Source organism: Streptomyces sp. R818 (assembly GCF_056172735.1).
On record NZ_JAOCNE010000009.1, the window covers coordinates 79,450 to 99,948 of the forward strand.

Here is a 20,499-nt window from a genome sequence, read left to right on the forward strand (position 1 = left end):
CCACCCGATCGCGTAGCGTTGCTGTTGCGTCACTGAAGGTATTTCCTAGGCTTAGGAACAAGCAAGCCGATCCCGCACGCGACACTCGAACGAGTAACGGGCGTCCGGGAGTTGATCCAGGAGAGGTCCATGCCGCCGAAGAGGCACCTCACTGCCCGCCGCGTGCGCCTAGGCGCCGAACTCCGCAGACTGCGCGAGGCGACGGGCATGAAAGCCCGCGAGGCCGCTGTGCTGCTGGGAGCCGACGCCGTACAGATCAGCCAGATCGAATCGGCGGTCGCGGGCGTCAGCGCCGGGCGCGTGCGCAAGCTCGCCTCGCACTACGAGTGCGGTGACGACAAGCTGATCCAGGCTCTGGTCGCCATGGCGACCGACCGCACGCGCGGCTGGTGGGAGGAGTACAGGGACGTACTTCCGGCGGTGTTCCTCGATGTCGCCGAACTGGAGCACCACGCCACGTACCTGAGGGAGGTGGTGATCACGCACGTTCCGGGTCTCCTGCAGACCGCCGATTACGCCCGCGCGGTGTACGCGTACATGTCGCCCGGCCTGCCGTCGGGCGAACTCGAGCCACGGGTCGAGCACCGCTTGAGGCGGCGCACCGCCATCGAGGGCGAGAACCCGACGCCGTACGAGACGACCATCCACGAGTTCGCGCTGCGCGTCCGTGTGGCGGACCGCAAGGTCGCCCAGAAGCAGCTCCAGGAGATCCTCACCTGCATCGAACGGGGCTGCGCCACGGTGCGCGTCATCCCCGTCGACCAGGACGGTTTCGCGGGCGCCGGAGCGTCGATGTTGTACGTCGGAGGGCCGCTGCCCCGGCTGGACACCGGGTTGCGTGACGCGCCCACGGGCACGGTGTTCGTCGATGCCGAGCCGCAATTGAAACGGCTCCGCACGTTGCTCCGTAGGGTGGAGAGGGCGACGCTGGACCCGACGGCGTCCCGCGACTTCATCCATCGCCTGGCCAAGGAACTGTGAGGCATCGACATGCGTGAGGCCCTGCACTGGCAGAAGTCCACCTTCTCCGACGGCGGCGACGGCAACACCTGCGTAGAGGTGGCGACCACCGCCGGAACCGTCCATCTCCGCGAGAGCGACGATCCCGCACAGGAGATAGCGACCACCCCCACGGCCCTCTCCCACCTCCTCCGCACCCTCAAGGACCCCCACCAGTGACCGACATCCCCACCGACCTCACCTGGACCCGCGCGGCGCCTGAGGACGCGGAGGGCCCCGGCCCCTGGATCGAGATCGCCTTCGGCGCGGACGACCTGGTCTATCTGCGGGAGACCTCCGACCCCGCGACGGTCGTCACCACCACCCGCAAAAAATGGGACGCATTCGTACTCGGCGTACAGGCCGGGGAGTTCGACCACTTCGTGGCGGACATGATCTGACCCCGGGGAGGAGGGACACGGCATGTGCAGTTCCGCGCGTTGACAGAAGACCACGTTCTCAGGGGGCGTGGACGGCAACACGTGTATCGAAGTGGCTCTGACGGCCACGTTCATCCGCATCCGCGAGAGTGACGCCCCCAGAAGGGAAGTCGCGGTGACTCCCACGGCCTTCTCCGGTCTCCTCCGCGCTCTGAAGGACGGGCGCCAGGACGACGGGATCTGCGTCGGAGCGGCGAGCACTCTTTCGGCGACGGCAAGTGCACGGCACTGATGAACTCCGGGAAGTCGTCACGCTCCCGGTTCAGTCGGCTGTCGTCCGCCACACCGACAGTGACCCCATCAGGAAATTACCGTCGTTCTTCGCAGACGCCGTCGATTTCACATCGACCACGAACAGGCCGACATAGCCGTCGGGGTGCTTGAGACAGATCCGGCTGCCGGTGGTGATGACGGCGAGAGGCAGCCGCTTCGCGTCCGCATCACCCTCCAGCTCACCATACGGGTCGGCGAGATAGGAGCGGCAGTCGTCGAGGGAGCCGGTGGGGGTGTCGAGCATCGGGACGATCAGGGTCGTGGAGGATTCCAGCGCGCAGTTCATCGCCTCGGCGCAGGTGAAGCGAATGTCCCCTTCGCGGTCCTCGCGCTGGTTTCCGTCGGCTATGTCCAGCGAGTTCTCCTCGTCCAGGCTCAGCCCGGTGTACGGGGTCGCTATGGAGGAGGCGGGAACCGAGGGGCTTGTGCCCCCGGACGTGGCGGAGAGACCGGATGACGTAGCCGAACCGACCTCCTTGGACGAACCGGCCGCCGAGTCCGCCGAGGGCGCCGTGTCCACCCGATCCGCCCGCCCCGTGCTCGTCCCCCCGGACGCCGTGCCCGGCGTCGCCGACGCCGCGGCCCTCGTGCGCAGGGGGCCGGTCGCGTCCCACAGCCCCCATCCCAGCCCGCCGAGCACCAGCAGCCCCGCCATCGCACCGGCCACTCCGACCATCGCCCGCCGGCGTCCGCGCGCCCGCCCCTCCCGGGTGACCGGCTTCGCGTCCGGCGCCCGCCACGGCGACAGTGCCTGCGTGCCGTACGCCTCCGTGGGGGACGGCGCGGGGGTCGACTCGACCGGGGGCGGTACCGGTACCTCCGGCCCCTTCACCTCCCGCCACACCGCGGGATCCGCGTCGGGGCCGAGTTCGCGGCGGCACCACTCCACCACCTCCGCCGGAGTGGCCCGCTCGGCGGGGTCGGTGGCCAGGCAGCGTTCGAGGAGCGGGCGGATCCGCGGCGGGAGGGCGGAGAGGTCGGGCTGCTCGTGCACGATGCGGTAGAGCACGCTCACCCCGGGCCCGTCCCCGTACAGCGGCTCGCCGAGCGCGGCGAAGGCCACTGTCTGGGCCAGCGAGAAGACGTCCGTCGCCGCCGTCGCCTGGCCCGCCGCCGCCTGCTCGGGCGCCATGAACTGCGGGGTGCCGATCGTCGCCCCGGTCGCCGTGTACGACGTACCGTCGAACGCCGTCGAGATGCCGAAGTCGATGACGCGCGGGCCGTCGGCGGCGAGCAGCACGTTCGACGGTTTGAGGTCCCGGTGCACGATCCCGGCGGCGTGGATGGCCTGCAGCGCCTCCGCCACCCCGGCGGCCAGCCACAGCAGCGCGGACTCGGGCAGCGGGCCGCGCCGGGCCACGGCCTGGGCGAGCGAGGGGCCGGGGACGTACAGCGTGGCGAGCCAGGGCGGGGAGGAGTCGGCGTCGCCGTCGATCAGTTCGGCGGTGTACGCGCCTCGTACGCGCCGGGCCGCGTCCATCTCCCGCCGGAAGCGCCGCCGGAAGTCGGGGTCGTCGGCGAACTCGGGGCGGACGACCTTGATCGCGACGGGGCGGCCGCCCTGCGTGTGCGACAGATAGACGCGGCCCATACCGCCCGCGCCGAGTCGCGCGGCCAGCCGGTGACCGGCCACCGTCCGCGGATCGTCCGCCGTCAGCGGCTCGAAGACCGCCCTCGCCTCGTTCACGCCAAGCCCCCCTGATACCGCCCCGTGAGGCAGATGCATGCCAAGCCCCTGATACCGCCCCGTGGGGCGGAAGCATGCCCGGCCCCCCGATACGCCCCGTGAGGCAGAAGCCTAAGCCGCCCTCACTCCTGCACCGTCAGCCGCACCGGCAACGTGTCCACCCCGTACACGATCGACAGCTTCCGGAACTCCAGCTCCGATGTCGGGACGCCGAGGCGCAACTCCGGGAAGGCGCGCACCAGTTGCGGGAACGCCGCCCGCAGCTCCATCTTGCCGAGCTCCGCCCCGATGCAGCGGTGGATGCCGTAGCCGAACGCCAGGTGGGAGGCGGCGGGCGGGCGTCCGGGCAGGAACGCCTCCATGTCGGCGCCGAGGCGCGGGTCGCGGTCGGCCGCGCTGAGCGAGACGATCACGACTTCGCCGCCGGATATCCGCACCCCGCCGACTTCGACCTCCTCGCGGGCGAACCTCGGGAACGCCGTCTGGACCACCGTGAGATGGCGCAGGAGTTCGTCGACGAAGGGCGCCGCCACCGCCGCCGGGTCCTCCGCGTCGCGCAGCGCGTCGAAGTGCTCGCGGTCCTGGAGCATGATCAGCGTGCCGAGGGCGAGCATGCTCGCGGTGGTCTCCAGGCCGCCGGTCAGGACGCCGTCGGCGAGGCCGGTCAGCTCCTCGTCGGTGATGCTGTCGCCGTGCTCGCGCACCAGCATGCCGAGCAGGCCCTCACCCGGGTTACGCCGCTGTTCGGCGACGACTTTGCGCAGGTAGTCCAGGGACTGCGAGACGGCGCCGAAGGACGCGCCCGCGCCGCCGAGGACGTCGAAACGCGCCACCGAGAACCGCTGGAACGCGTCCCGCTCCTCATACGGCACGCCCAGCAACTCGCAGATCACCAGGGCCGGTACCGGCATCGCGAAGTGCTCGACGAAGTCGGCCGTACCGTCCGCCGAGCCGTGCGCCGCCTTCTCCAGGTGCAGCAGCTGCTCCTCGACGATGGCGTGGATGCGCGGCGTGAGCCGGGAGAGGCGGCGCATCGTGAACTCGGGGGTGAGCAGGCGCCGCAGGCGCGTGTGGTCCGGCGGGTCGCAGAAGCCGAGGCCGCCCGGGTTCTGGTCGGCACCCGCGCCGCCCACGCCGACCAGGTGGCGGAAGTCGTTGCTGAACGCCTTCGCGTCGCCGAGGACCTCCTTCGCCTCGTCGTAGCCGGAGACCAGCCAGACCGTCATGCCGGGGATCGGCAGCCGGCTGACCGGCTCGCGGTCGCGCAGCGCGGCTATCTCGGGGACCGGGTCGAGGCCGTCGCGGCGCAGCGGAAGCAGCGCCGCGTCGGGCAGCTTCGCCAGCACGGACAGATCGAGGCTGCCCCCCTTCTTCCGGAGCCGGGAGAAGTAGAGACGGGTCAGCCAGGTCGCTATCGCGGAACGTACGGACATGTGCTCGCATTTCTGCGGTGGGACGGAATGGGCCTACGGGTACCTGGACGGGTACGTGGGGGCCGTGGTTCTGACGGGGCGCGGGGGTCCGCCAAGGGTACGTGCGTTCACCGGGTCCCCCGGAAGAGGGGCAGCCCCCGGCCCGCGCCGGGGGCCACCCCTACCGTCGCCGCCCACAGGTACGGCGACCCGGCTCCGACGTGGACCTTCGCGCCGCCGCGCACGAATACAGGTGATGCAAGGCCCGCCCCCTGCGACCATCGGGCCATGAGCAGCAAAGACGCCGATGCCCACCGGAACAGCCCGCACCCGGACCGCGGCTTCGAGGAACTCGTCGCCGAGGCCGTCGCCGAACCCACCGAGGGCTGGGACTTCTCGTGGTTCGAGGGGCGGGCCACCGAGGAACGCCCGTCCTGGGGTTACGCGCGCTCGATGGGGGAGCGGCTCGCGCACGCAAGGGCAGCCCTCGATCTGCAGACGGGCGGCGGCGAGGTCCTCGACGAGGCGCCGGTGCTGCCGCCGCTGACGGCCGCGACCGAGGGCTGGCCGCCGAACGTCGAGAAGGCGACCCGCCGCCTCGGCCCGCGCGGAGTGGTCGTCGTCGCCTCCCCCGAGGACGCGCCGCTGCCGTTCGCGGACGCGGCCTTCGACCTCGTCACCAGCCGCCATCCGGTCGAGGCCCGGTTCGCCGAGATCGCCCGTGTGCTGCGCCCCGGCGGCACGTACTTCGCCCAGCACGTCGGGCCGAGCAGCGTGTTCGAGCTCGTCGAGTACTTCCTGGGGCCGCAGCCCGAGGAGGTCCGGCGGGCCCGGGACCCGTACGCGGAGAAGGCGGCGGCCGAGGCGGCGGGTCTGGACGTCGTGGACCTGCGGGCGGAGCGGCTGCGGGTGGAGTTCCACGACATCGGCGCGGTGGTGCACTTCCTGCGCAAGGTCGTCTGGATGGTCCCGGGGTTCACCGCCGACGCGTACCGGCCGCGCCTTCTCGCCCTGCACCAACAGATCGAGCGGGAAGGGCCGTTCGTGGCGCACAGCACCCGGCATCTCATCGAGGCGCGCAAGCCGTCGGCGTAGTGGACCGGCCCCGGACCGGGTCAGGCCAACGCCCCGGCAACCGATTCCGCATCGTTATCGACATCCACTCGATCCACACGTACACCTCACGTAAGTTCAGACCAACGGCAATTCGCGTGAGCAAAGCTGCGCGCCGGTACCGCGCGGTGGAGGGGGCCGCGCGGTACCGCCCGCGTCCGTGATTCGCCGCGTACCCGCCCGCTGGACGTACTCCGAATGCGCCATCTCCGCCGGGGCCGCCCGTGCCGCCCCGTGGACGCGCGTCAACCGCACGCACCACCCGGGAGAGGGACACCGGAACCCCGGCGCTGCCGCCGGAAAAGGGGTGCTGAAGCCTCGAAGGACCTGCTGAGCGGCGGCCTGAAACGCGCGGCCCGCCGTCGCCGGGCGACTGCGGAGAGTAGTTGTGACACGCGGATGCGCGCGTCCGTACTTACGAAGGGTTATGGTGGGAACCCCCCCTCGGGCCGGTCCGTCTCCCCCCCACGGACCGGCCCGTTTTTTCTCCGGGTCCTTCCCAGGTGTTGCAGGGGACCGGTCAGCCCCGGTTCGCCCAGATGTTCGTGCCCGGCGTCGAGACCGCGAACGAGTCGATTTCGGTCAGCTCCGTGTCCGTGAGCTTCGGGCCCGCGAGCGCCGCCACGTTCTCCTCCAGCTGCTTCACGCTGGACGCGCCGATCAGCGCCGACGTCATGCGCTCGTCACGCAGCACCCACTGCAGCGCGAGCTGCGCGAGCGACTGGCCGCGCCGCGCGGCGATGTCGTTCAGGCCGTTGAGCCGCCGCACGACCTCGTCGCTCAGCAGGTCCGGGTCGAGCGACTTGCCCTGCGTGGCGCGCGAACCCTCCGGGATGCCCTTCAGGTACTTGCCCGTCAGGAGGCCCTGCGCGAGCGGTACGAAGGAGATGCAGCCCATGCCGGCCGTCTCCAGTGTGTCGAGCAGGTGGTCGTCCTCGGTCCAGCGGTTGATCATCGAGTACGACGGCTGGTGGATGAGGGCGGGCACGCCCATCTCCTTGAGCAGCCGCGCCGCTTCGGCCGTCTGCTCACTCGTGTACGAGGACACGCCGACGTAGAGCGCCTTGCCCTGCTGAACCGCCGATGCGAGCGCTCCCATCGTCTCCTCGAGCGGAGTCTCCGGGTCGAAACGGTGCGAGTAGAAGATGTCGACGTAATCCAGGCCCATCCGGTCCAGGGACGCGTCGAGCGACGACAGCAGGTACTTGCGGCTGCCCCACTCACCGTACGGGCCGGGGTGCATGAGGTAGCCCGCCTTGGTCGAGATGACCAACTCGTCCCGGTACGGGGCGAAGTCCTGGGCGAAGATCTTGCCGAAGTTCAGCTCGGCGGAGCCGGGCGGCGGACCGTAGTTGTTCGCCAGGTCGAAGTGGGTGACGCCCAGGTCGAACGCGCGGCGCAGGATCGCGCGCTGGGAGTCCAGGGTGCGGTCGTCACCGAAGTTGTGCCACAGGCCGAGCGAGACGGCGGGCAGCTTCAGACCGCTGCGGCCCGTGCGCCGGTACTCCATCGTGTCGTACCGGTCGCCCGCGGCGACGTAGGGGGAGATGTGGTTCATGAAGACGAAACTACGTCAGAGCGGGCCGCCCGGGCACGGGCGGAAGGGGTGCCCGCGCGGGGGTAGGCTTTCGCCCTCGGGGACCGCCGTCTGCACGGAGAGGCTGAGAACACCGTGAACCTGCGCGACAGGCTGCGCCGCCTGCTGGTCGGGCTTTACGCACGCCGGGTGGAAGGCCACCTGGACCACGACCAGGCACCCAAGCACATCGGCGTCATCATGGATGGCAACCGACGCTGGGCGAAGGCCGCCGGCTCCACCGCCGCACAGGGCCACCAGGCGGGCGCCGCCAAGATCGAGGAGTTCCTCGGCTGGTGCAGCGAGACGGACGTCGAGGTCGTCACCCTGTGGCTGCTTTCGACGGACAACTTCGACCGGCCGCAGGAGGAGCTCGTACCCCTCCTCGGCATCATCGAGGACACCGTCCGCTCGCTCGCCGCCGACGGCCGCTGGCGCGTGCACCACGTCGGCGCCGCCGACATCCTGCCCTCCGGCATGCAGACGGCCCTCAAGGAGGCCGAGGAGGAGACCGCGGGACGGCCCGGGATACTGGTCAACGTGGCGATCGGCTACGGCGGCCGCCAGGAGATCGCCGACGCCGTCCGCTCCATGCTCCTCGACGCCGCCGACAAGGGCGCGAGCCTGGAGCAGGTCGCCGACGACGTCACCATCGACCTGATCGGCAAGCACCTCTACACCAGCGCCCAGCCCGACCCCGACCTCGTCATCCGCACCAGCGGCGAGCAGCGGCTGTCCGGGTTCATGCTGTGGCAGACGGCGCACTCCGAGTACTACTTCTGCGACGTCTTCTGGCCCGCGTTCCGCAAGGTCGACTTCCTGCGCGCGATGCGCGACTACGCCGCCCGGCACCGGCGCTTCGGCGGCTGATCAGGCGTCACCACGGCCTTTTACGCCCCGGACACGCGGGGCAGGGGTCCAGAAGGGTCACCAGGAGTTAACGCACGCGTCGTCCTATGCCGTGGCATGGCTGCGCGTGTTCGAGGGAATAACCCCTCCAGGTCGGTGTCCGAACCACGGACACCGGTTCTCAGCGGGCGGCACGGGGCCGTCCGCCCGGGAGGCCCTTTGCACCAGGACGACCGTACCCAGATGCGTACGGACGCGACTTGGAGGGCCGGATCTCGGCCCCGCGCAGCGCGGCCGTCGACCGGCAGGTCGCTCCCGCCCTCCCGGCCCGGGATTCCCTCCGTCGCTCCCCGACCTCTTCCGAGGGGGTACGTCCTTCCGTGGTGACCAGCAACAAGCGCCACCAGCCTGACCGGCGCACCTATGTTCTCGACACCAGCGTCCTGCTGGCCGATCCCAACGCCATGACCCGTTTCGACGAGCACGAAGTGGTGCTGCCCGTCGTCGTGGTCACGGAGTTGGAGGCCAAACGGCACCATCCGGAGCTGGGGTACTTCGCCCGGCAGGCGCTGCGCCTGCTGGACGACTACCGCATTCGCTTCGGGCGGCTCGACGCCCCGATCCCCACCGGGGACCTGGGCGGCACGCTCCGCGTCGAGCTCAACCACTCCGACCCCAGCGTGCTGCCCTCGGGCTACCGCCTCGGGGACAACGACTCCCGCATCCTCGCGGTCGCCCGCAATCTGCAGGCCGAGGGGTTCGACGTCACGGTCGTCTCGAAGGATCTGCCGCTCAGGATCAAGGCGTCCTCGGTCGGTCTCCTCGCCGAGGAGTACCGCGCCGAACTCGCCATCACGGACTCCGGCTGGACCGGCATGTCCGAGCTGTCCCTCCCCGCCGAGCAGGTGGACCTGCTCTTCGAGGAGGAGAGCGTGTACGTCCCCGAGGCGGCCGAACTCCCCGTGCACACGGGCCTGACGATCCACTCCGAGCGGGGCAGGGCCCTCGGCCGCGTCACGCCCGAGGGAAACGTTCGTCTGGTGCGCGGCGACCGGGAGGCGTTCGGGCTCAAGGGGCGCAGCGCCGAGCAGCGGATCGCCCTCGACCTCCTCCTCGACCCGGACATCGGCATCGTCTCGATGGGCGGCCGGGCCGGCACCGGCAAGTCCGCGCTCGCCCTGTGCGCGGGCCTGGAGGCCGTCCTGGAGCGGCGCCAGCACAAGAAGGTGATGGTCTTCCGGCCGCTGTACGCGGTCGGCGGGCAGGAACTGGGCTATCTGCCGGGCTCCGAGGCCGAGAAGATGGGGCCGTGGGCGCAGGCCGTCTTCGACACCCTCTCGGCGGTCACCTCGCGCGAGGTCATCGAGGAGGTCACCTCGCGCGGCATGCTGGAGGTCCTGCCGCTCACCCACATCCGGGGGCGCTCGCTGCACGACGCCTTCGTGATCGTGGACGAGGCCCAATCCCTGGAACGCAACGTCCTGTTGACCGTGCTGTCCCGGATCGGGGCGAACTCGCGGGTGGTCCTCACCCATGACGTCGCCCAGCGCGACAACCTCAGGGTGGGCCGCTACGACGGTGTCGTCGCCGTCGTCGAGAAGCTCAAGGGGCATCCGCTGTTCGCGCACGTCACGCTCACGCGCTCGGAGCGTTCGCAGATCGCGGCCCTGGTGACCGAAATGCTGGAGGACGGTCAGATCTAGCCCGATAGGCCCTGGTTGGCGCCGCCCGGAGAAGCCAGAGAGCTTAACCGGGCGGCGTCTTGGTGCGCGTGCATTTCCGGAAAAGACCTGGGGCAAACGAGGTGTGACCTTTCACACCCGGCACAGAATTGCCTTGCGGCGTTCGCATACGGCAGAGTCTCGGTTCCGTCAGGCCCCGCATACGACACTCGTGTACCCCCAGTGGTACGGCTTCACCGCGGCACCAGCCGCACCTGAACTTCATAGTGACCGTCGTATGCCGCCCGAGCACCACGCGGCGCTCCCCCAGCGGGGATCGTCCACCGGGCCCGTGCCTCCCGTGACCCGTCAGTTGGGAGGCCAGTGCCAGGGGCACGATCGCGTCCGCGAGGGTCACACTTCAGCGGGCGATGCTGGAAGGAAACCGTGTGAGCCGGATCTCGGTCCGGGGATTCGCAGTGGCTTCGGCCGCCGCGGTCACCACCGTCGGCGCAGTCGTGGGTGTTGCCTCGGGCAGCACCGGCCAGCCCGCCTCGAACAACGAGGCCGGGGCAGCGGTCGGCGACGCGACCCTCCTCGCGGACATCCCCGCTGGACAGCAGGCGCAGGTGCAGACCGCGTCGCTGGCCCAGCAGGCACAGACGCAGGCCATCGCGGCCGACAACGCGGCGCAGAAGACGGCGGAGGAGACGGCCCGCAAGCAGGCCGCCGAGGACGCCATCGCGAAGCAGAAGGACGCGCAGGCGGCCAAGGAGAAGGCCGAGAAGGCCGCCGCGGACGCCAAGAAGCGCGAGGAGGCCGAGAAGGTCGCCAGCCGCTCCGCCACCCGCGACTCGTCCAGCTTCGCGCTCCAGACGTCGTACTCGATCAACCAGATCCAGTCGATGGCACGGCAGATGGTCCCCGCCGACCAGTTCCAGTGCTTCAGCAACATCGTGAACCACGAGTCGAGCTGGAACTACACGGCCACCAACGCCTCTTCCGGCGCGTACGGCCTCTTCCAGGCGCTGCCCGCCTCCAAGTACTCCTCCGCGGGCGCCGACTGGCAGACCAACCCGGCCACCCAGATCAAGTGGGGCCTGAACTACATGGACTCGCGCTACGGCAGCCCGTGCGGCGCCTGGTCGTTCTGGCAGGCCCACCAGTGGTACTGAGCCGACGCCCGATCTAGCTCAACCTCACGGAGCCCCTCACCGTCCTACGGTGCAGGGGCTCCGTCGTTGTACCGTCTTGATCCAGAGGCTCCGGGGGGAGTGTTGAGAGCGCACGGGGGAAAGGGACGGATCATGTCGCGTGTGCCAGGCTGGCTCGGGAGAGTCGGCGCCGGAATCAGCAGAGTGGGCGAGCGCTTGGAAGAGCGCCGGGCCGAGGGAGACGCCTTGTCCGCCGACGAACAGCGTGACGAGTCGCCGCACGACCAGGTGCCGCCACCGCCCGCGTACGCGCCCGCCGTCTCGGCGCGGCCCGAACCGGCCGCCGCCGTGCCCTGGGGGCTGCGCGTCGCCGCCGAGGCGTCCTGGCGCCTCCTCGTGCTCGCCGGCATGGTCTGGGTCCTCATGAAGATCATCGCCTCGGTGCAGCTGGTGATCTTCGCGTTCGTCGCGGCGCTGCTCATCACCGCGCTGCTCCAGCCGACGGTGGCCCGGCTGCGCCGCCACGGCGTACCGCGCGGACTCGCCACCGCCCTCACCGCCATCCTCGGCTTCGTCATCATGGGGCTCGTCGGCTGGTTCGTGGTCTGGCAGGTCCAGGAGAACATCGACAACCTCTCCACCCAGGTCCAGGACGGCATCGACGAGCTGCGCAAATGGCTGCTCAACAGCCCGTTCCACGTGACCGAGGACCAGATCAACGACACCGCCAAGTCGCTGCGCGACGCGATCGGCGCGAACACGGACGAGATCACCTCGGCGGGGCTCGAGGGCGTCACCGTCATGGTCGAGGCGCTGACCGGCATCCTGCTCGCGATGTTCTCGACGCTGTTCCTGCTCTACGACGGCAAGCGCATCTGGGAGTGGACCCTCAAGCTGTTCCCGGCGCAGGCGCGCCCCGGGATCGCCGGGGCCGGGCCCCGGGCCTGGCGGACGCTCACCGCGTACGTCCGCGGCACGGTCATAGTGGCCTTGATCGACGCCATCTTCATCGGCCTCGGCATCTTCTTCCTCGGCGTGCCGATGGCGGTGCCGCTCGCCGTCTTCATCTTCCTGTTCGCGTTCGTCCCGCTGGTGGGCGCGGTCGTCTCCGGCGCGCTCGCGGTGGTCGTGGCGCTGGTGACCCAGGGCGTGTTCACCGCGGTGATGGTCCTCGTCGTCGTCCTCGCCGTGCAGCAGATCGAGGGCCACATCCTGCAGCCGTTCATCCTCGGCCGCGCGGTACGGGTGCACCCGCTGGCCGTCGTCCTCGCGGTCGCCGCCGGCGGGATGGTGTCCGGGATCGGCGGGGCCGTGGTGGCGGTGCCGCTGGTCGCTGTGACGAACACGGTGGTGGGGTATCTGCGGTCCTGGTCGCAGGAGGCGGCGCTGAAGCAGACGCCTGGTCCGCATGGGGCTACGGCGGTGGATCTGGCGCCGGTTGAGCCGAATCAAGCCCCTCCGGCGCTTGAGGAGCGGGGTCCGGGGCGGAGCCCCGGGGCATGAGTGAAGGGGGCCGGAATCGATCCGGCCCCCTTCACTGCAAGGACGTACTAGCTGAGCGCCTCTTCGGCGTCCAGGGTGACCGCGACCGCCTGGATGACGGAGGCGATCTTGAAGGCCTCCTGGACGACCTCGCGGGAGACGTCCGCCTTGCGGAGCACCTGCTCGTGCGAGTCCAGGCACATGCCGCAGCCGTTGATCGCGGAGACCGCGAACGACCACAGCTCGAAGTCGACCTTGTCGACACCCGGGTTGCCGATGACGTTCATCCGCAGGCCCGCGCGCATCGTCCCGTACTCGTTGTCCGAGAGCAGGTGACGCGTGCGGTAGAAGACGTTGTTCATCGACATGATGGCGGCGGCCGACTTGGCGGCCGTGTACGCCTCCGGCGACAGGTTCGCCTTCGCCTCGGGCTCCAGCTCGCGCAGGACGCGCGGGGAGCGGGCGGCGATGGCGGTGGCCAGGACCGTGCCCCAGAGCTGCTGCGCGGGGAGGTCCGAGTTGCCGATGACCGAGCCCAGGTTGAGCTTCAGGTCCTTGGCGTAGTCCGGTATGGCGGACTTCAGTGCGTCGAGAGCCATGTCAGTGCTCGTTACCCTTCCGCTTCCGTTCCGCTGTCGTCACTCGCCCGAGAGCAGCGCGACCGGGTCGAGGGTCTCGTCGCCCTTGCTCCAGTTGCACGGGCACAGCTCGTCGGTCTGCAGGGCGTCGAGGACCCGCAGGACCTCCTTGGGGTTACGGCCCACGGAACCGGCGGTCACCATCGTGAACTGGATCTCGTTGTTCTGGTCGACGATGAAGACGGCGCGCTGCGCGAAGCCGTCCTCGCCCTCGATGCCGAGGTCACGCATGAGCTCGTGCTTGGAGTCCGCCATCATCGGGAAGGGCAGGTCGGTCAGGTCCGGGTGGTCCTTGCGCCAGGCGTGGTGCACGAACTCGGAGTCACCGGAGAAGCCGAGGATCTGGGCGTCGCGGTCGGCGAACTCCTCGTTCAGCTTGCCGAACGCGGCGATCTCCGTGGGGCACACGAAGGTGAAGTCCTTGGGCCACGCGAAGACGATCTTCCACTTGCCTTCGTAGGTCTTGTGGTTGATCTGCTCGAACTCCGAGCCCTTCTCCAGGGAGACACAGGCGGTCAGGTCGAACTCGGGGAACTTGTCACCGACGGTGAGCACACGCACTCCTTGCAGCGAGAAACCTCCCTTTTGGGGAGATTTCCATGGGTTGGACTAGGAACCGATCGTGGCACAGAGTGCATTGATTACGGAAATAGCTAGACTCGGTCGTGTTGATCGGAGGTGGCTATCAGTGGCCGGGAGAAAGAGGACGCCCAGTCTGGCGCAGCTGCGGGCGTTCGGGGCGGTCGCGGAGCATCTGCACTTCCGGGACGCGGCGGCCGCGATAGGGATGAGCCAGCCCGCGCTGTCCGGGGCGGTCTCGGCCCTGGAGGAGACGCTCGGGGTGACCCTTGTCGAGCGTACGACGAGAAAAGTGCTGCTCTCGCCCGCCGGGGAGCGGATCGCGGTGCGGGCGCGGGCCGTGCTCGACGAGGTCTCGGCGCTCATGGAGGAGGCCGAGGCGGTGCGGGCGCCGTTCACCGGGGCGCTGCGGCTCGGGGTGATTCCCACGGTCGCGCCCTACCTGTTGCCGAGCGTGCTGCGGCTCGTGCACGAGAAGTACCCGGAGCTCGACCTCCAGGTGCACGAGGAGCAGACGGCGTCGCTGGTGGAGGGGTTGACGGCGGGGCGGCTCGATCTGCTGCTGCTCGCCGTTCCGCTCGGGGTGCCGGGGGTGAGTGAACTGCCCTTGTTCGACGAGGACTTCGTGCTGGTCACGCCGTTGGATCACTGGCTGGGCGGGCGTGAGGGGATTCCGCGGGAGGCGTTGCGGGAGCTGAATCTGCTGCTGCTCGACGAAGGGCACTGCCTGCGGGACCAGGCGCTGGACATCTGCCGGGAGGCGGGGCGTTCGGACGCGCCCGTCACGACTACCGCGGCGGGGCTCGCGACGCTGGTTCAGCTGGTCGCGGGCGGGCTCGGGGTCACGCTGTTGCCGCGGACCGCCGTGGCCGTCGAGACGAGCCGGAGCAGTCAGTTGCTGACCGGGTATTTCGCGGAGCCCGCGCCCACGCGGAGGGTCGCTCTCGCCATGCGGGTGGGGGCTGCGCGGGCCGGAGAGTACGAGGAGCTGGCCGGGGCGTTGAGAGGGGCGCTGCGGGATCTGCCGGTTCGGGTTCTGCGGGGCTGAATTTTGGGGTTGTAGGCGGGTGCGGGTGCGTCGTGGCTGGTCGCGCAGTTCCCCGCGCCCCTGAGAGCTCGCGGCTTCGCCGCGGCTCCATCGGGACGCACGCGCCCCCGGAGATGGCGCACGCAGTGCGCATCGCAGGGGCGCGGGGAACGGCGCGACCAGCCACGATGGCGTGGCGGCCGACGGCGCACCGAGGGGCGCGGGGAACGGCGCGACACGTCGCGACGCAACCCGCGCCCGCCATAAGCGGATCCCCGACGGCGAGTCACTCCGTGCGCAAGCCGTCCGCCCGCATCAAGCGCCAAAGCGGCGGCATGCTGAGCAACGTCACCGCTGCGATGGCGGCCAGGCCGACCCCCGCCAGGGGCAGGAACAGGAACCAGTCCGTGACCGGCTTGTCCACCATGCGGAGCATCAGCCAGCCCAGGAGGAGACCGCCGCCGACGGCCACCGCCATGCCGAGGACGACCGGGATCGCCGTCTGCCACAGGACCGACCAGGCCAGGGTCGCGCGGCGGGTGCCATAGGCGACCAGGACCGAGAGCAGCCGCTTGCGGTCGCGGAGCTGTTCGATCTGGGAGACCAGCATCGAGGCCGCGATCAGCGACAGCGTCAGGGCGGCGGCGGTGAACAGGCCCCGGCGGATGGACGCGTACTCCGAGTCGCGCTCCTCCGAGTAGTAGTTCCACACATGCATCCCCGGATCCAGCCGGAACGCGGTGTTGCGTACGTACTCGACCGCGTCCGGCACGGAGTGGTCGATCTGGATCTGCGCCGACGTGGAGGCGGTCTGCACCTTCCGTACGTCCAGGGCCGCCGGGGTGGCGAGGACACCGCCGAAGCGGCGGCCGCCCGGGTCGAGCCGGGAGTGGACCAGCCGGGCCTTCGCGGGCAGCGTCCACTGGTCGGAGGGCTCGTCGCCGAGCATGAGCCTGGCGCCGGGCTTGGCGACGTTCTTCAGCTCCGTGTCGTCGTCCGGGTAGTCGGACCCCGTGACCCGGAAGGTGTCACCGTCCTCGCAGGACGGCAGCTTCGCCAGTTCGCGCAGGCTGGAGCAGTTGCCGACGGAGATCGTCACGACGTGCGCGACGTCGTCGTCGTCCGGATCGCTGCCCGCCGCGGCGGCCCATGTGTCCACCGTGCCGTACACCGACTTGACGCCCTTGGTCGTCCCGAAGTCCCGCACCATCCGCTCGGCGAGTTCCCCGTCGCCGACACTGGTGTTGACGCCGACCTGGGCCCGGCTCGGGTCCTGGTTCGTCGTCCGGGTGAAGTCGTCGTTGATGCCGACGGTGAACATCTGCAGGGCGATGCCGCCCGCCACGGCGATGGTGATCCCGGCGACCGTCCGGCTCGCGGCGTTGCTGCTCAACTGGAGCCTGCGCACCGCCAGTTGCCACGGTACGGGGCCGCCGCGCAGCCGGTGCACGACCGCCTCCACGATCCACGGCATCACCAGGACCAGGCCGAGCAGGGTCAGGGTGATGCCCGCCGAGATCTGCACGACGCCCTTCGTGCCCGCCGCGTCCGCCGAACCGGACGTCAGCAGCAGGAGCACGCCGAAGACCGGCACGGGCAGCCGCCACCACAGGCGCCGGCCTCGGGCACGGCCGCTGCGGACGACGCCCAGCGGTTCGATCGCCACCGAGCGCAGCGCGAACACGGTCACGGCGACCGCCGCGACGGGGACGGCGAGCAGGATCAGGACGGCGAGCGCGGGCACCGGCGACACGTCCGAGGGGAACGCCGAGAGCCGCCAGATCTTCACGACGCCGAGCACTTGCCGCCCGCCGAAGAAGAGGACGGCACCGCAGGCGAGGCCGACGAGTGTGCCGAACAGGGCCTCGCCCGCGGCCATCCGGCGCGTCATCCGCGCGTCCGCGCCGACCAGGCGCAGCGCGGCCAGGCGCCGGTCGCGCCGCTCGCCGCCGAACCGTACGGCCGTCGCGATGAAGATGGCGACCGGTACGAGGAGGACGACGCAGGCGAGGACGATGAGGACGATGAGGACCGGGTCGAGCGGCCCCTTCACGTAGGACATGCCGAAGTGGTCGACGCGGGAGGCGTCGCGCTCGGCGCTCAGGGTGTCGCTGCCGATGTACAGGTACTTCTCGAAGGGGTCGCCGAGGCCCGCCTCGCCGATCATGCCCACGACGCGGTACGGATAGCGCTCCTTCAGGAGCTCGTTGCCGGGGGCGTCGAGCGCCTTCCTCAGCTCGGGCGAGACGACCATCTCGCCCGGGCCGGGCAGCTTGTCGACGCCGGGCGGCACCGGCGGGTGCTCGCCCTCGGGGCGCACCAGATAGCCGCCGACCGAGTCGTCCCGGAAGCTGGAGGAGGCGTCCACCATGAGCATCGTGCGGTCGCCGCGCTTGAGCTGCCCGTCCGTCCCGACGCCCATCTGGCGTGCGTCGGCGCGTACGTCCCGCTGGTGCATCAGCGTCGGTACGGACGCCGCGCCGAGCAGCAGGGCCACGCCGAGGCCGACGCCGAGCGCGGTCAGCGTCGTACGGATCCAGCCCTCGCGGCCGCCGGAGACGGCGAAGCGGATGCCGAGGCCGAGGTCGCGCAGCCAGCCCTTGGGACCGGACGGACCGCCGGGAGCGGGTGGTGCGGTGGTGTTCCTGTGGTCGTCGAGGAGTGTCGTCCGGCTCATCCGATGAACTCCATGTCCCGCGACTTGCCGTCCCGTACGACGATCTCGCGGTCCGAGTAGGCCGCGACGCGCGTCTCGTGTGTGACGAGGACGACGGCGGTGTTCGAGCCACGGGCCGCGTCGGTGAGCAGCTCCATGACGCGCTCGCCGTTGAGCGAGTCCAGGGCGCCGGTCGGCTCGTCGGCGAAGAGCACGCGCGGGTTGGTGACCAGGGAGCGGGCCACGGCGACGCGCTGGCCCTGGCCGCCGGAGATCTCGCCGGGCCGCTTGCCCGCGAGGTCCTCGACCTCCAGGCGCTCCAGCCACCCGGCCGCCCGGCGCTCGGCCTCCTTGCGCTTGACGCCGGTCAGGCGGAGCGGGAGCGCCACGTTCTCGACGCAGGTCAGCTCGGGGACGAGCTGGCCGAACTGGAAGACGAAGCCGAACTCGGTGCGGCGCAGGGCGCTGCGCTGGGCGTCGGACATCGCGGTCAGGTCGCGGCCGTCGTAGGTGATCGTCCCGGAGTCCGGGGTGACGATGCCCGCGAGGCAGTGCAGGAGCGTCGACTTGCCCGAGCCCGACGGGCCCATGACGGCGACGATCTCGCCGGGGTGGATGGTGAACGCGGCGCCGTCGAGCGCCGGGGTCGGACCGTACGCCTTGCGCAGGTCGTGGGCGGTGAGAAGGGATCCGGCGGGGGTCATGACGGGCGCACCTCCGCGGCGAGCTTGTCGAGGCGCGCGGCGGTCAGTTCCAGCCAGCGCAGGTCGGCTTCCAGGTGGAACAGGGCGTGGTCGCAGATCAGCTGGTCGGCGAGGTCGCCCTTGCGCTTGCGGTCCGTGAGGATGCGCATGAGGCGCAGGTGCTCGGCGCGCTGGCTGTCGAGGATCTCGGCGGCGTCGCGCTCGGTGAGCAGCGCGAGGACGACCTTGGTGTAGAGGGTCGACTGGAGGTACGGCTCCGGCTTCTCCGGGGTCGCGAGCCACTGCCGTACGTCCGTGACGCCGGCCTCGGTGATCGCGTACCGCTTGCGCTCCGGGCCGCCGCCGGGCTCTATCCCGTCGACCTCGACGAGGCCGTTCTTCAGGAGGCGGGACATCGTCGAGTAGACCTGCCCGTAGTGCAGCGGCTTGTCGTGGCCGAACGTCTCGTCGAAGGTGCGCTTGAGGTCGTAGCCGTGGCGGGGGCCGGATTCCAGGAGCCCGAGAAGGGTGTGACCGATGGACATGGGGAGGACTGTACACGGTGTGTATACCTGGCGTGTATAGCGGCCTGGGCTGCTTCGGGGGTTGTCCGCTCACCTGCGGGCCGGTGGGGGCTGGTCGCGCAGTTCCCCGCGCCCCTGAAGCGTGCGCCTTCGCCGCAGCTCCATCAGGGCGCGCCACGCACGCCGCCCCTGAGATGGCGCACGAAGTGCCCATCTCAGGGGCGCGGGGAACTGCGCGACCAGCCACGATGGCGTGGCGGCCGACGACGCACCCAGGGGCGCGGGGAACTGCGCGACCGGCCACGACGGCGTGGCAGTCGATGACGTACCCGGGCGTGCTCGGCCCGGCTCAGTGATCAGGCGGCGGTGTGTCGGGCTCGCCCGGGTTCGTGGGCGGGCGGCCTCGCCTGGGGAGCGGGCCCGCCGAACCGGGGAGCCGGCCCGCCTCGGAGAGGGCCCGGCGCAGGAGGAACTCGATCTGGGCGTTCGCCGAGCGCAACTCGTCCCCGGCCCAGCGGGCAAGCGCCTCGTACACCGCAGGGTCCAACCGCAGCAACACCTGCTTACGCGCCGGAGGCGGAGGCGGAGGCGGGGTCACTGGTAGAGCGTTCCGGTGTTCAGGACCGGCTGCGCCGCACGGTCACCGCAGAGCACGACCAGCAGGTTGCTGACCATCGCCGCCTTGCGCTCCTCGTCCAGGGCGACAAAATCCTGCTCCGTGATCCGGGCGAGCGCGTCCTCGACCATCCCGACGGCACCGTCCACGATGAGACGGCGGGCGGCGACCACAGCTCCCGCCTGCTGCCGCTGAAGCATCGCCGACGCGATCTCGGGCGCGTACGCGAGATGCGTGAACCGGGACTCGATGATCTGCACACCGGCCGCCTCCACGCGCGCGTGCAGCTCGACCGCGAGCTTCTCGGTGATCTCCTCGGCGTTGCCGCGCAGCGAGAGCCCGCCCTCGTCGTGCGCGTCGTAGGGGTACTCGATGGCGATGTGCCGGACGGCCGCCTCGGTCTGCGTGGAGACGAACTCCAGGAAGTCGTCGACCTCGAAGGTGGCCTGCGCGGTGTCCTCGACCTTCCAGACGACGACGGCGGCCAGCTCGATGGGGTTGCCGTACGCGTCGTTGACCTTGAGGACGGCGGTCTCGTGGTTGCGCACGCGGGTCGAGATCTTGGTGCGTGAGGTGAGCGGGTTGACCCAGCGCAGCCCGTCCTCGCGGATCGTGCCCCGGTAGCGGCCGAAGAGCTGGACGACGCGGGCCTCGCCCGGCGCCACCATGTTCAGGCCGCCCATCGCGATGCACGACGCGACGGCGACGAGGATGCCGACGGTGATCAGCACCGCCCGCACCGCCCCGCCGGACGAGGTGAGCGCCCCGCCGAGCGTGACCAGGCCGGCGCCGACGATCAGGCCCAGGAGCCCGAGCAGCAGCGCGAGCCCGCCCCCGATGCTGTGCGCCGTGAACTCGCGCACACGCGCCTTCGGCATCGCCGGCATGTCCGGTGTGGCGTCGGTCTCGGTCATGGCGAGTCCCACCTCTCTGAGCTGGTGCTTCGCGGCGGAAGTGCCCCGAGCATCCTCTAGCAAAGTGATATCACTTTATCGCGTACGGCAACCATAGGCGACCCTGGATCGTCGGTTCCCATGGGGTGGGTGCTGATTGTCACGTCCGGAAATGACCGGATGGGCAGGGTTTTGCCTTAAGTGACGGTGTTAGCTTCATGAGCTGATTCCGCACGG

At 70.4% G+C, this 20,499-nt stretch carries 19 protein-coding genes and 1 pseudogene; 10 read left to right on the forward strand and 10 right to left on the reverse strand.

Features of this window, described 5'->3' with window-relative positions:
- Positions 1-129: 129 nt before the first annotated feature.
- The 4 genes and pseudogenes from N5I75_RS23550 to N5I75_RS23565 form a co-directional block, all read left to right on the forward strand.
- The gene (locus tag N5I75_RS23550) at positions 130-981 is read left to right on the forward strand and encodes a helix-turn-helix domain-containing protein (RefSeq protein WP_476680276.1); all 852 of its coding nucleotides are present in this window, start codon (positions 130-132) and stop codon (positions 979-981) included.
- Between the two features lie 9 nt (positions 982-990).
- Positions 991-1,179: a DUF397 domain-containing protein gene (locus N5I75_RS23555; RefSeq protein ID WP_476680278.1), complete on the forward strand. Its 189-nt coding sequence runs from the start codon at positions 991-993 to the stop codon at positions 1,177-1,179.
- The gene (locus N5I75_RS23560) at positions 1,176-1,400 is read left to right on the forward strand and encodes a DUF397 domain-containing protein (protein WP_476680280.1); all 225 of its coding nucleotides are present in this window, start codon (positions 1,176-1,178) and stop codon (positions 1,398-1,400) included. The genes N5I75_RS23555 and N5I75_RS23560 overlap by 4 nt, the downstream gene beginning before the upstream one ends.
- A gap of 55 nt (positions 1,401-1,455) precedes the next feature.
- Positions 1,456-1,671, forward strand: a pseudogene (locus N5I75_RS23565) (DUF397 domain-containing protein); the annotation flags it as partial.
- Between the two features lie 30 nt (positions 1,672-1,701).
- Here the strand turns inward: N5I75_RS23565 and N5I75_RS23570 are convergent.
- Both N5I75_RS23570 and N5I75_RS23575 read right to left on the reverse strand, forming a co-directional pair.
- Positions 1,702-3,399 carry a serine/threonine-protein kinase gene (locus N5I75_RS23570; RefSeq protein ID WP_476680282.1) on the reverse strand — a complete coding sequence of 566 codons (1,698 nt, stop codon included), beginning with the start codon at positions 3,397-3,399 and terminating at the stop codon, positions 1,702-1,704.
- A 122-nt stretch (positions 3,400-3,521) separates the two neighbouring features.
- Positions 3,522-4,832, reverse strand: a complete 1,311-nt coding sequence (locus N5I75_RS23575; RefSeq protein ID WP_476680284.1) for a cytochrome P450 — start codon at positions 4,830-4,832, stop codon at positions 3,522-3,524.
- 267 nt (positions 4,833-5,099) lie between these two features.
- Here N5I75_RS23575 and N5I75_RS23580 point away from each other — a divergent pair, with 267 nt between their 5' ends.
- Positions 5,100-5,906: a class I SAM-dependent methyltransferase gene (locus N5I75_RS23580; RefSeq protein WP_476680286.1), complete on the forward strand. Its 807-nt coding sequence runs from the start codon at positions 5,100-5,102 to the stop codon at positions 5,904-5,906.
- Between the two features lie 538 nt (positions 5,907-6,444).
- Here N5I75_RS23580 and mgrA read toward each other — a convergent pair.
- The gene (gene mgrA / locus N5I75_RS23585; RefSeq protein WP_476680288.1) at positions 6,445-7,482 is read right to left on the reverse strand and encodes an L-glyceraldehyde 3-phosphate reductase; all 1,038 of its coding nucleotides are present in this window, start codon (positions 7,480-7,482) and stop codon (positions 6,445-6,447) included.
- Positions 7,483-7,596: 114 nt separating this feature from the next.
- Between mgrA and N5I75_RS23590 the strand changes: the two genes are divergently transcribed.
- The 4 genes from N5I75_RS23590 to N5I75_RS23605 all read left to right on the forward strand — a co-directional run bounded on the left by N5I75_RS23590 (position 7,597) and on the right by N5I75_RS23605 (position 12,667).
- Positions 7,597-8,370: an isoprenyl transferase gene (locus N5I75_RS23590; protein ID WP_476680290.1), complete on the forward strand. Its 774-nt coding sequence runs from the start codon at positions 7,597-7,599 to the stop codon at positions 8,368-8,370.
- Between the two features lie 359 nt (positions 8,371-8,729).
- Positions 8,730-10,052 (forward strand): PhoH family protein, encoded by a 1,323-nt coding sequence (locus N5I75_RS23595; protein ID WP_476680292.1) that lies wholly within the window; start codon positions 8,730-8,732, stop codon positions 10,050-10,052.
- A 407-nt stretch (positions 10,053-10,459) separates the two neighbouring features.
- Positions 10,460-11,185 (forward strand): aggregation-promoting factor C-terminal-like domain-containing protein, encoded by a 726-nt coding sequence (locus tag N5I75_RS23600; RefSeq protein WP_476680294.1) that lies wholly within the window; start codon positions 10,460-10,462, stop codon positions 11,183-11,185.
- Between the two features lie 132 nt (positions 11,186-11,317).
- Positions 11,318-12,667 carry an AI-2E family transporter gene (locus N5I75_RS23605; protein ID WP_476680295.1) on the forward strand — a complete coding sequence of 450 codons (1,350 nt, stop codon included), beginning with the start codon at positions 11,318-11,320 and terminating at the stop codon, positions 12,665-12,667.
- A 47-nt stretch (positions 12,668-12,714) separates the two neighbouring features.
- Here N5I75_RS23605 and N5I75_RS23610 read toward each other — a convergent pair whose 3' ends face one another.
- Together N5I75_RS23610 and N5I75_RS23615 are read right to left on the reverse strand one after the other, a co-directional pair.
- Positions 12,715-13,245, reverse strand: a complete 531-nt coding sequence (locus tag N5I75_RS23610; RefSeq protein ID WP_476680297.1) for an alkyl hydroperoxide reductase — start codon at positions 13,243-13,245, stop codon at positions 12,715-12,717.
- 39 nt (positions 13,246-13,284) lie between these two features.
- Positions 13,285-13,839, reverse strand: coding sequence for a peroxiredoxin (locus tag N5I75_RS23615; protein ID WP_476680299.1), 555 nt, complete (start codon positions 13,837-13,839; stop codon positions 13,285-13,287).
- A gap of 133 nt (positions 13,840-13,972) precedes the next feature.
- On the opposite strand from N5I75_RS23615, the gene N5I75_RS23620 reads away from it, so the two are divergent.
- Positions 13,973-14,911: a hydrogen peroxide-inducible genes activator gene (locus N5I75_RS23620; RefSeq protein ID WP_476680301.1), complete on the forward strand. Its 939-nt coding sequence runs from the start codon at positions 13,973-13,975 to the stop codon at positions 14,909-14,911.
- A gap of 265 nt (positions 14,912-15,176) precedes the next feature.
- On the opposite strand, the gene N5I75_RS23625 is transcribed toward N5I75_RS23620, so the two are convergent.
- From N5I75_RS23625 to N5I75_RS23645, 5 genes are all read right to left on the reverse strand, one after another.
- Positions 15,177-17,567, reverse strand: coding sequence for an ABC transporter permease (locus N5I75_RS23625; RefSeq protein ID WP_476680303.1), 2,391 nt, complete (start codon positions 17,565-17,567; stop codon positions 15,177-15,179).
- The gene (locus tag N5I75_RS23630) at positions 17,564-18,250 is read right to left on the reverse strand and encodes an ABC transporter ATP-binding protein (RefSeq protein ID WP_476680304.1); all 687 of its coding nucleotides are present in this window, start codon (positions 18,248-18,250) and stop codon (positions 17,564-17,566) included. The genes N5I75_RS23625 and N5I75_RS23630 overlap by 4 nt, the downstream gene beginning before the upstream one ends.
- The gene (locus N5I75_RS23635; RefSeq protein ID WP_476680306.1) at positions 18,247-18,774 is read right to left on the reverse strand and encodes a PadR family transcriptional regulator; all 528 of its coding nucleotides are present in this window, start codon (positions 18,772-18,774) and stop codon (positions 18,247-18,249) included. Before N5I75_RS23635 ends, N5I75_RS23630 begins: the two co-directional genes overlap by 4 nt.
- 328 nt (positions 18,775-19,102) lie before the next feature.
- Positions 19,103-19,351, reverse strand: a complete 249-nt coding sequence (locus N5I75_RS23640) for a type II toxin-antitoxin system antitoxin (RefSeq protein ID WP_476680308.1) — start codon at positions 19,349-19,351, stop codon at positions 19,103-19,105.
- Positions 19,348-20,283, reverse strand: a complete 936-nt coding sequence (locus tag N5I75_RS23645) for an SPFH domain-containing protein (protein WP_476680310.1) — start codon at positions 20,281-20,283, stop codon at positions 19,348-19,350. The genes N5I75_RS23640 and N5I75_RS23645 overlap by 4 nt, the downstream gene beginning before the upstream one ends.
- Positions 20,284-20,499: the final 216 nt, after the last annotated feature.

Bases quoted from the DNA above. Each gene is read 5' to 3' on its own strand.
- N5I75_RS23645 (WP_476680310.1), bottom strand. From the start codon at position 20,283: ATGACCGAGACCGACGCCACACCGGACATGCCGGCGATGCCGAAGGCG.
- N5I75_RS23635 (WP_476680306.1), bottom strand. From the start codon at position 18,774: ATGTCCATCGGTCACACCCTTCTCGGGCTCCTGGAATCCGGCCCCCGC.
- N5I75_RS23610 (WP_476680297.1), bottom strand. From the start codon at position 13,245: ATGGCTCTCGACGCACTGAAGTCCGCCATACCGGACTACGCCAAGGAC.
- N5I75_RS23550 (WP_476680276.1), top strand. From the start codon at position 130: ATGCCGCCGAAGAGGCACCTCACTGCCCGCCGCGTGCGCCTAGGCGCC.
- N5I75_RS23630 (WP_476680304.1), bottom strand. From the start codon at position 18,250: ATGACCCCCGCCGGATCCCTTCTCACCGCCCACGACCTGCGCAAGGCG.
- mgrA (WP_476680288.1), bottom strand. From the start codon at position 7,482: ATGAACCACATCTCCCCCTACGTCGCCGCGGGCGACCGGTACGACACG.
- N5I75_RS23625 (WP_476680303.1), bottom strand. From the start codon at position 17,567: ATGAGCCGGACGACACTCCTCGACGACCACAGGAACACCACCGCACCA.
- N5I75_RS23605 (WP_476680295.1), top strand. From the start codon at position 11,318: ATGTCGCGTGTGCCAGGCTGGCTCGGGAGAGTCGGCGCCGGAATCAGC.
- N5I75_RS23580 (WP_476680286.1), top strand. From the start codon at position 5,100: ATGAGCAGCAAAGACGCCGATGCCCACCGGAACAGCCCGCACCCGGAC.
- N5I75_RS23555 (WP_476680278.1), top strand. From the start codon at position 991: ATGCGTGAGGCCCTGCACTGGCAGAAGTCCACCTTCTCCGACGGCGGC.
- N5I75_RS23575 (WP_476680284.1), bottom strand. From the start codon at position 4,832: ATGTCCGTACGTTCCGCGATAGCGACCTGGCTGACCCGTCTCTACTTC.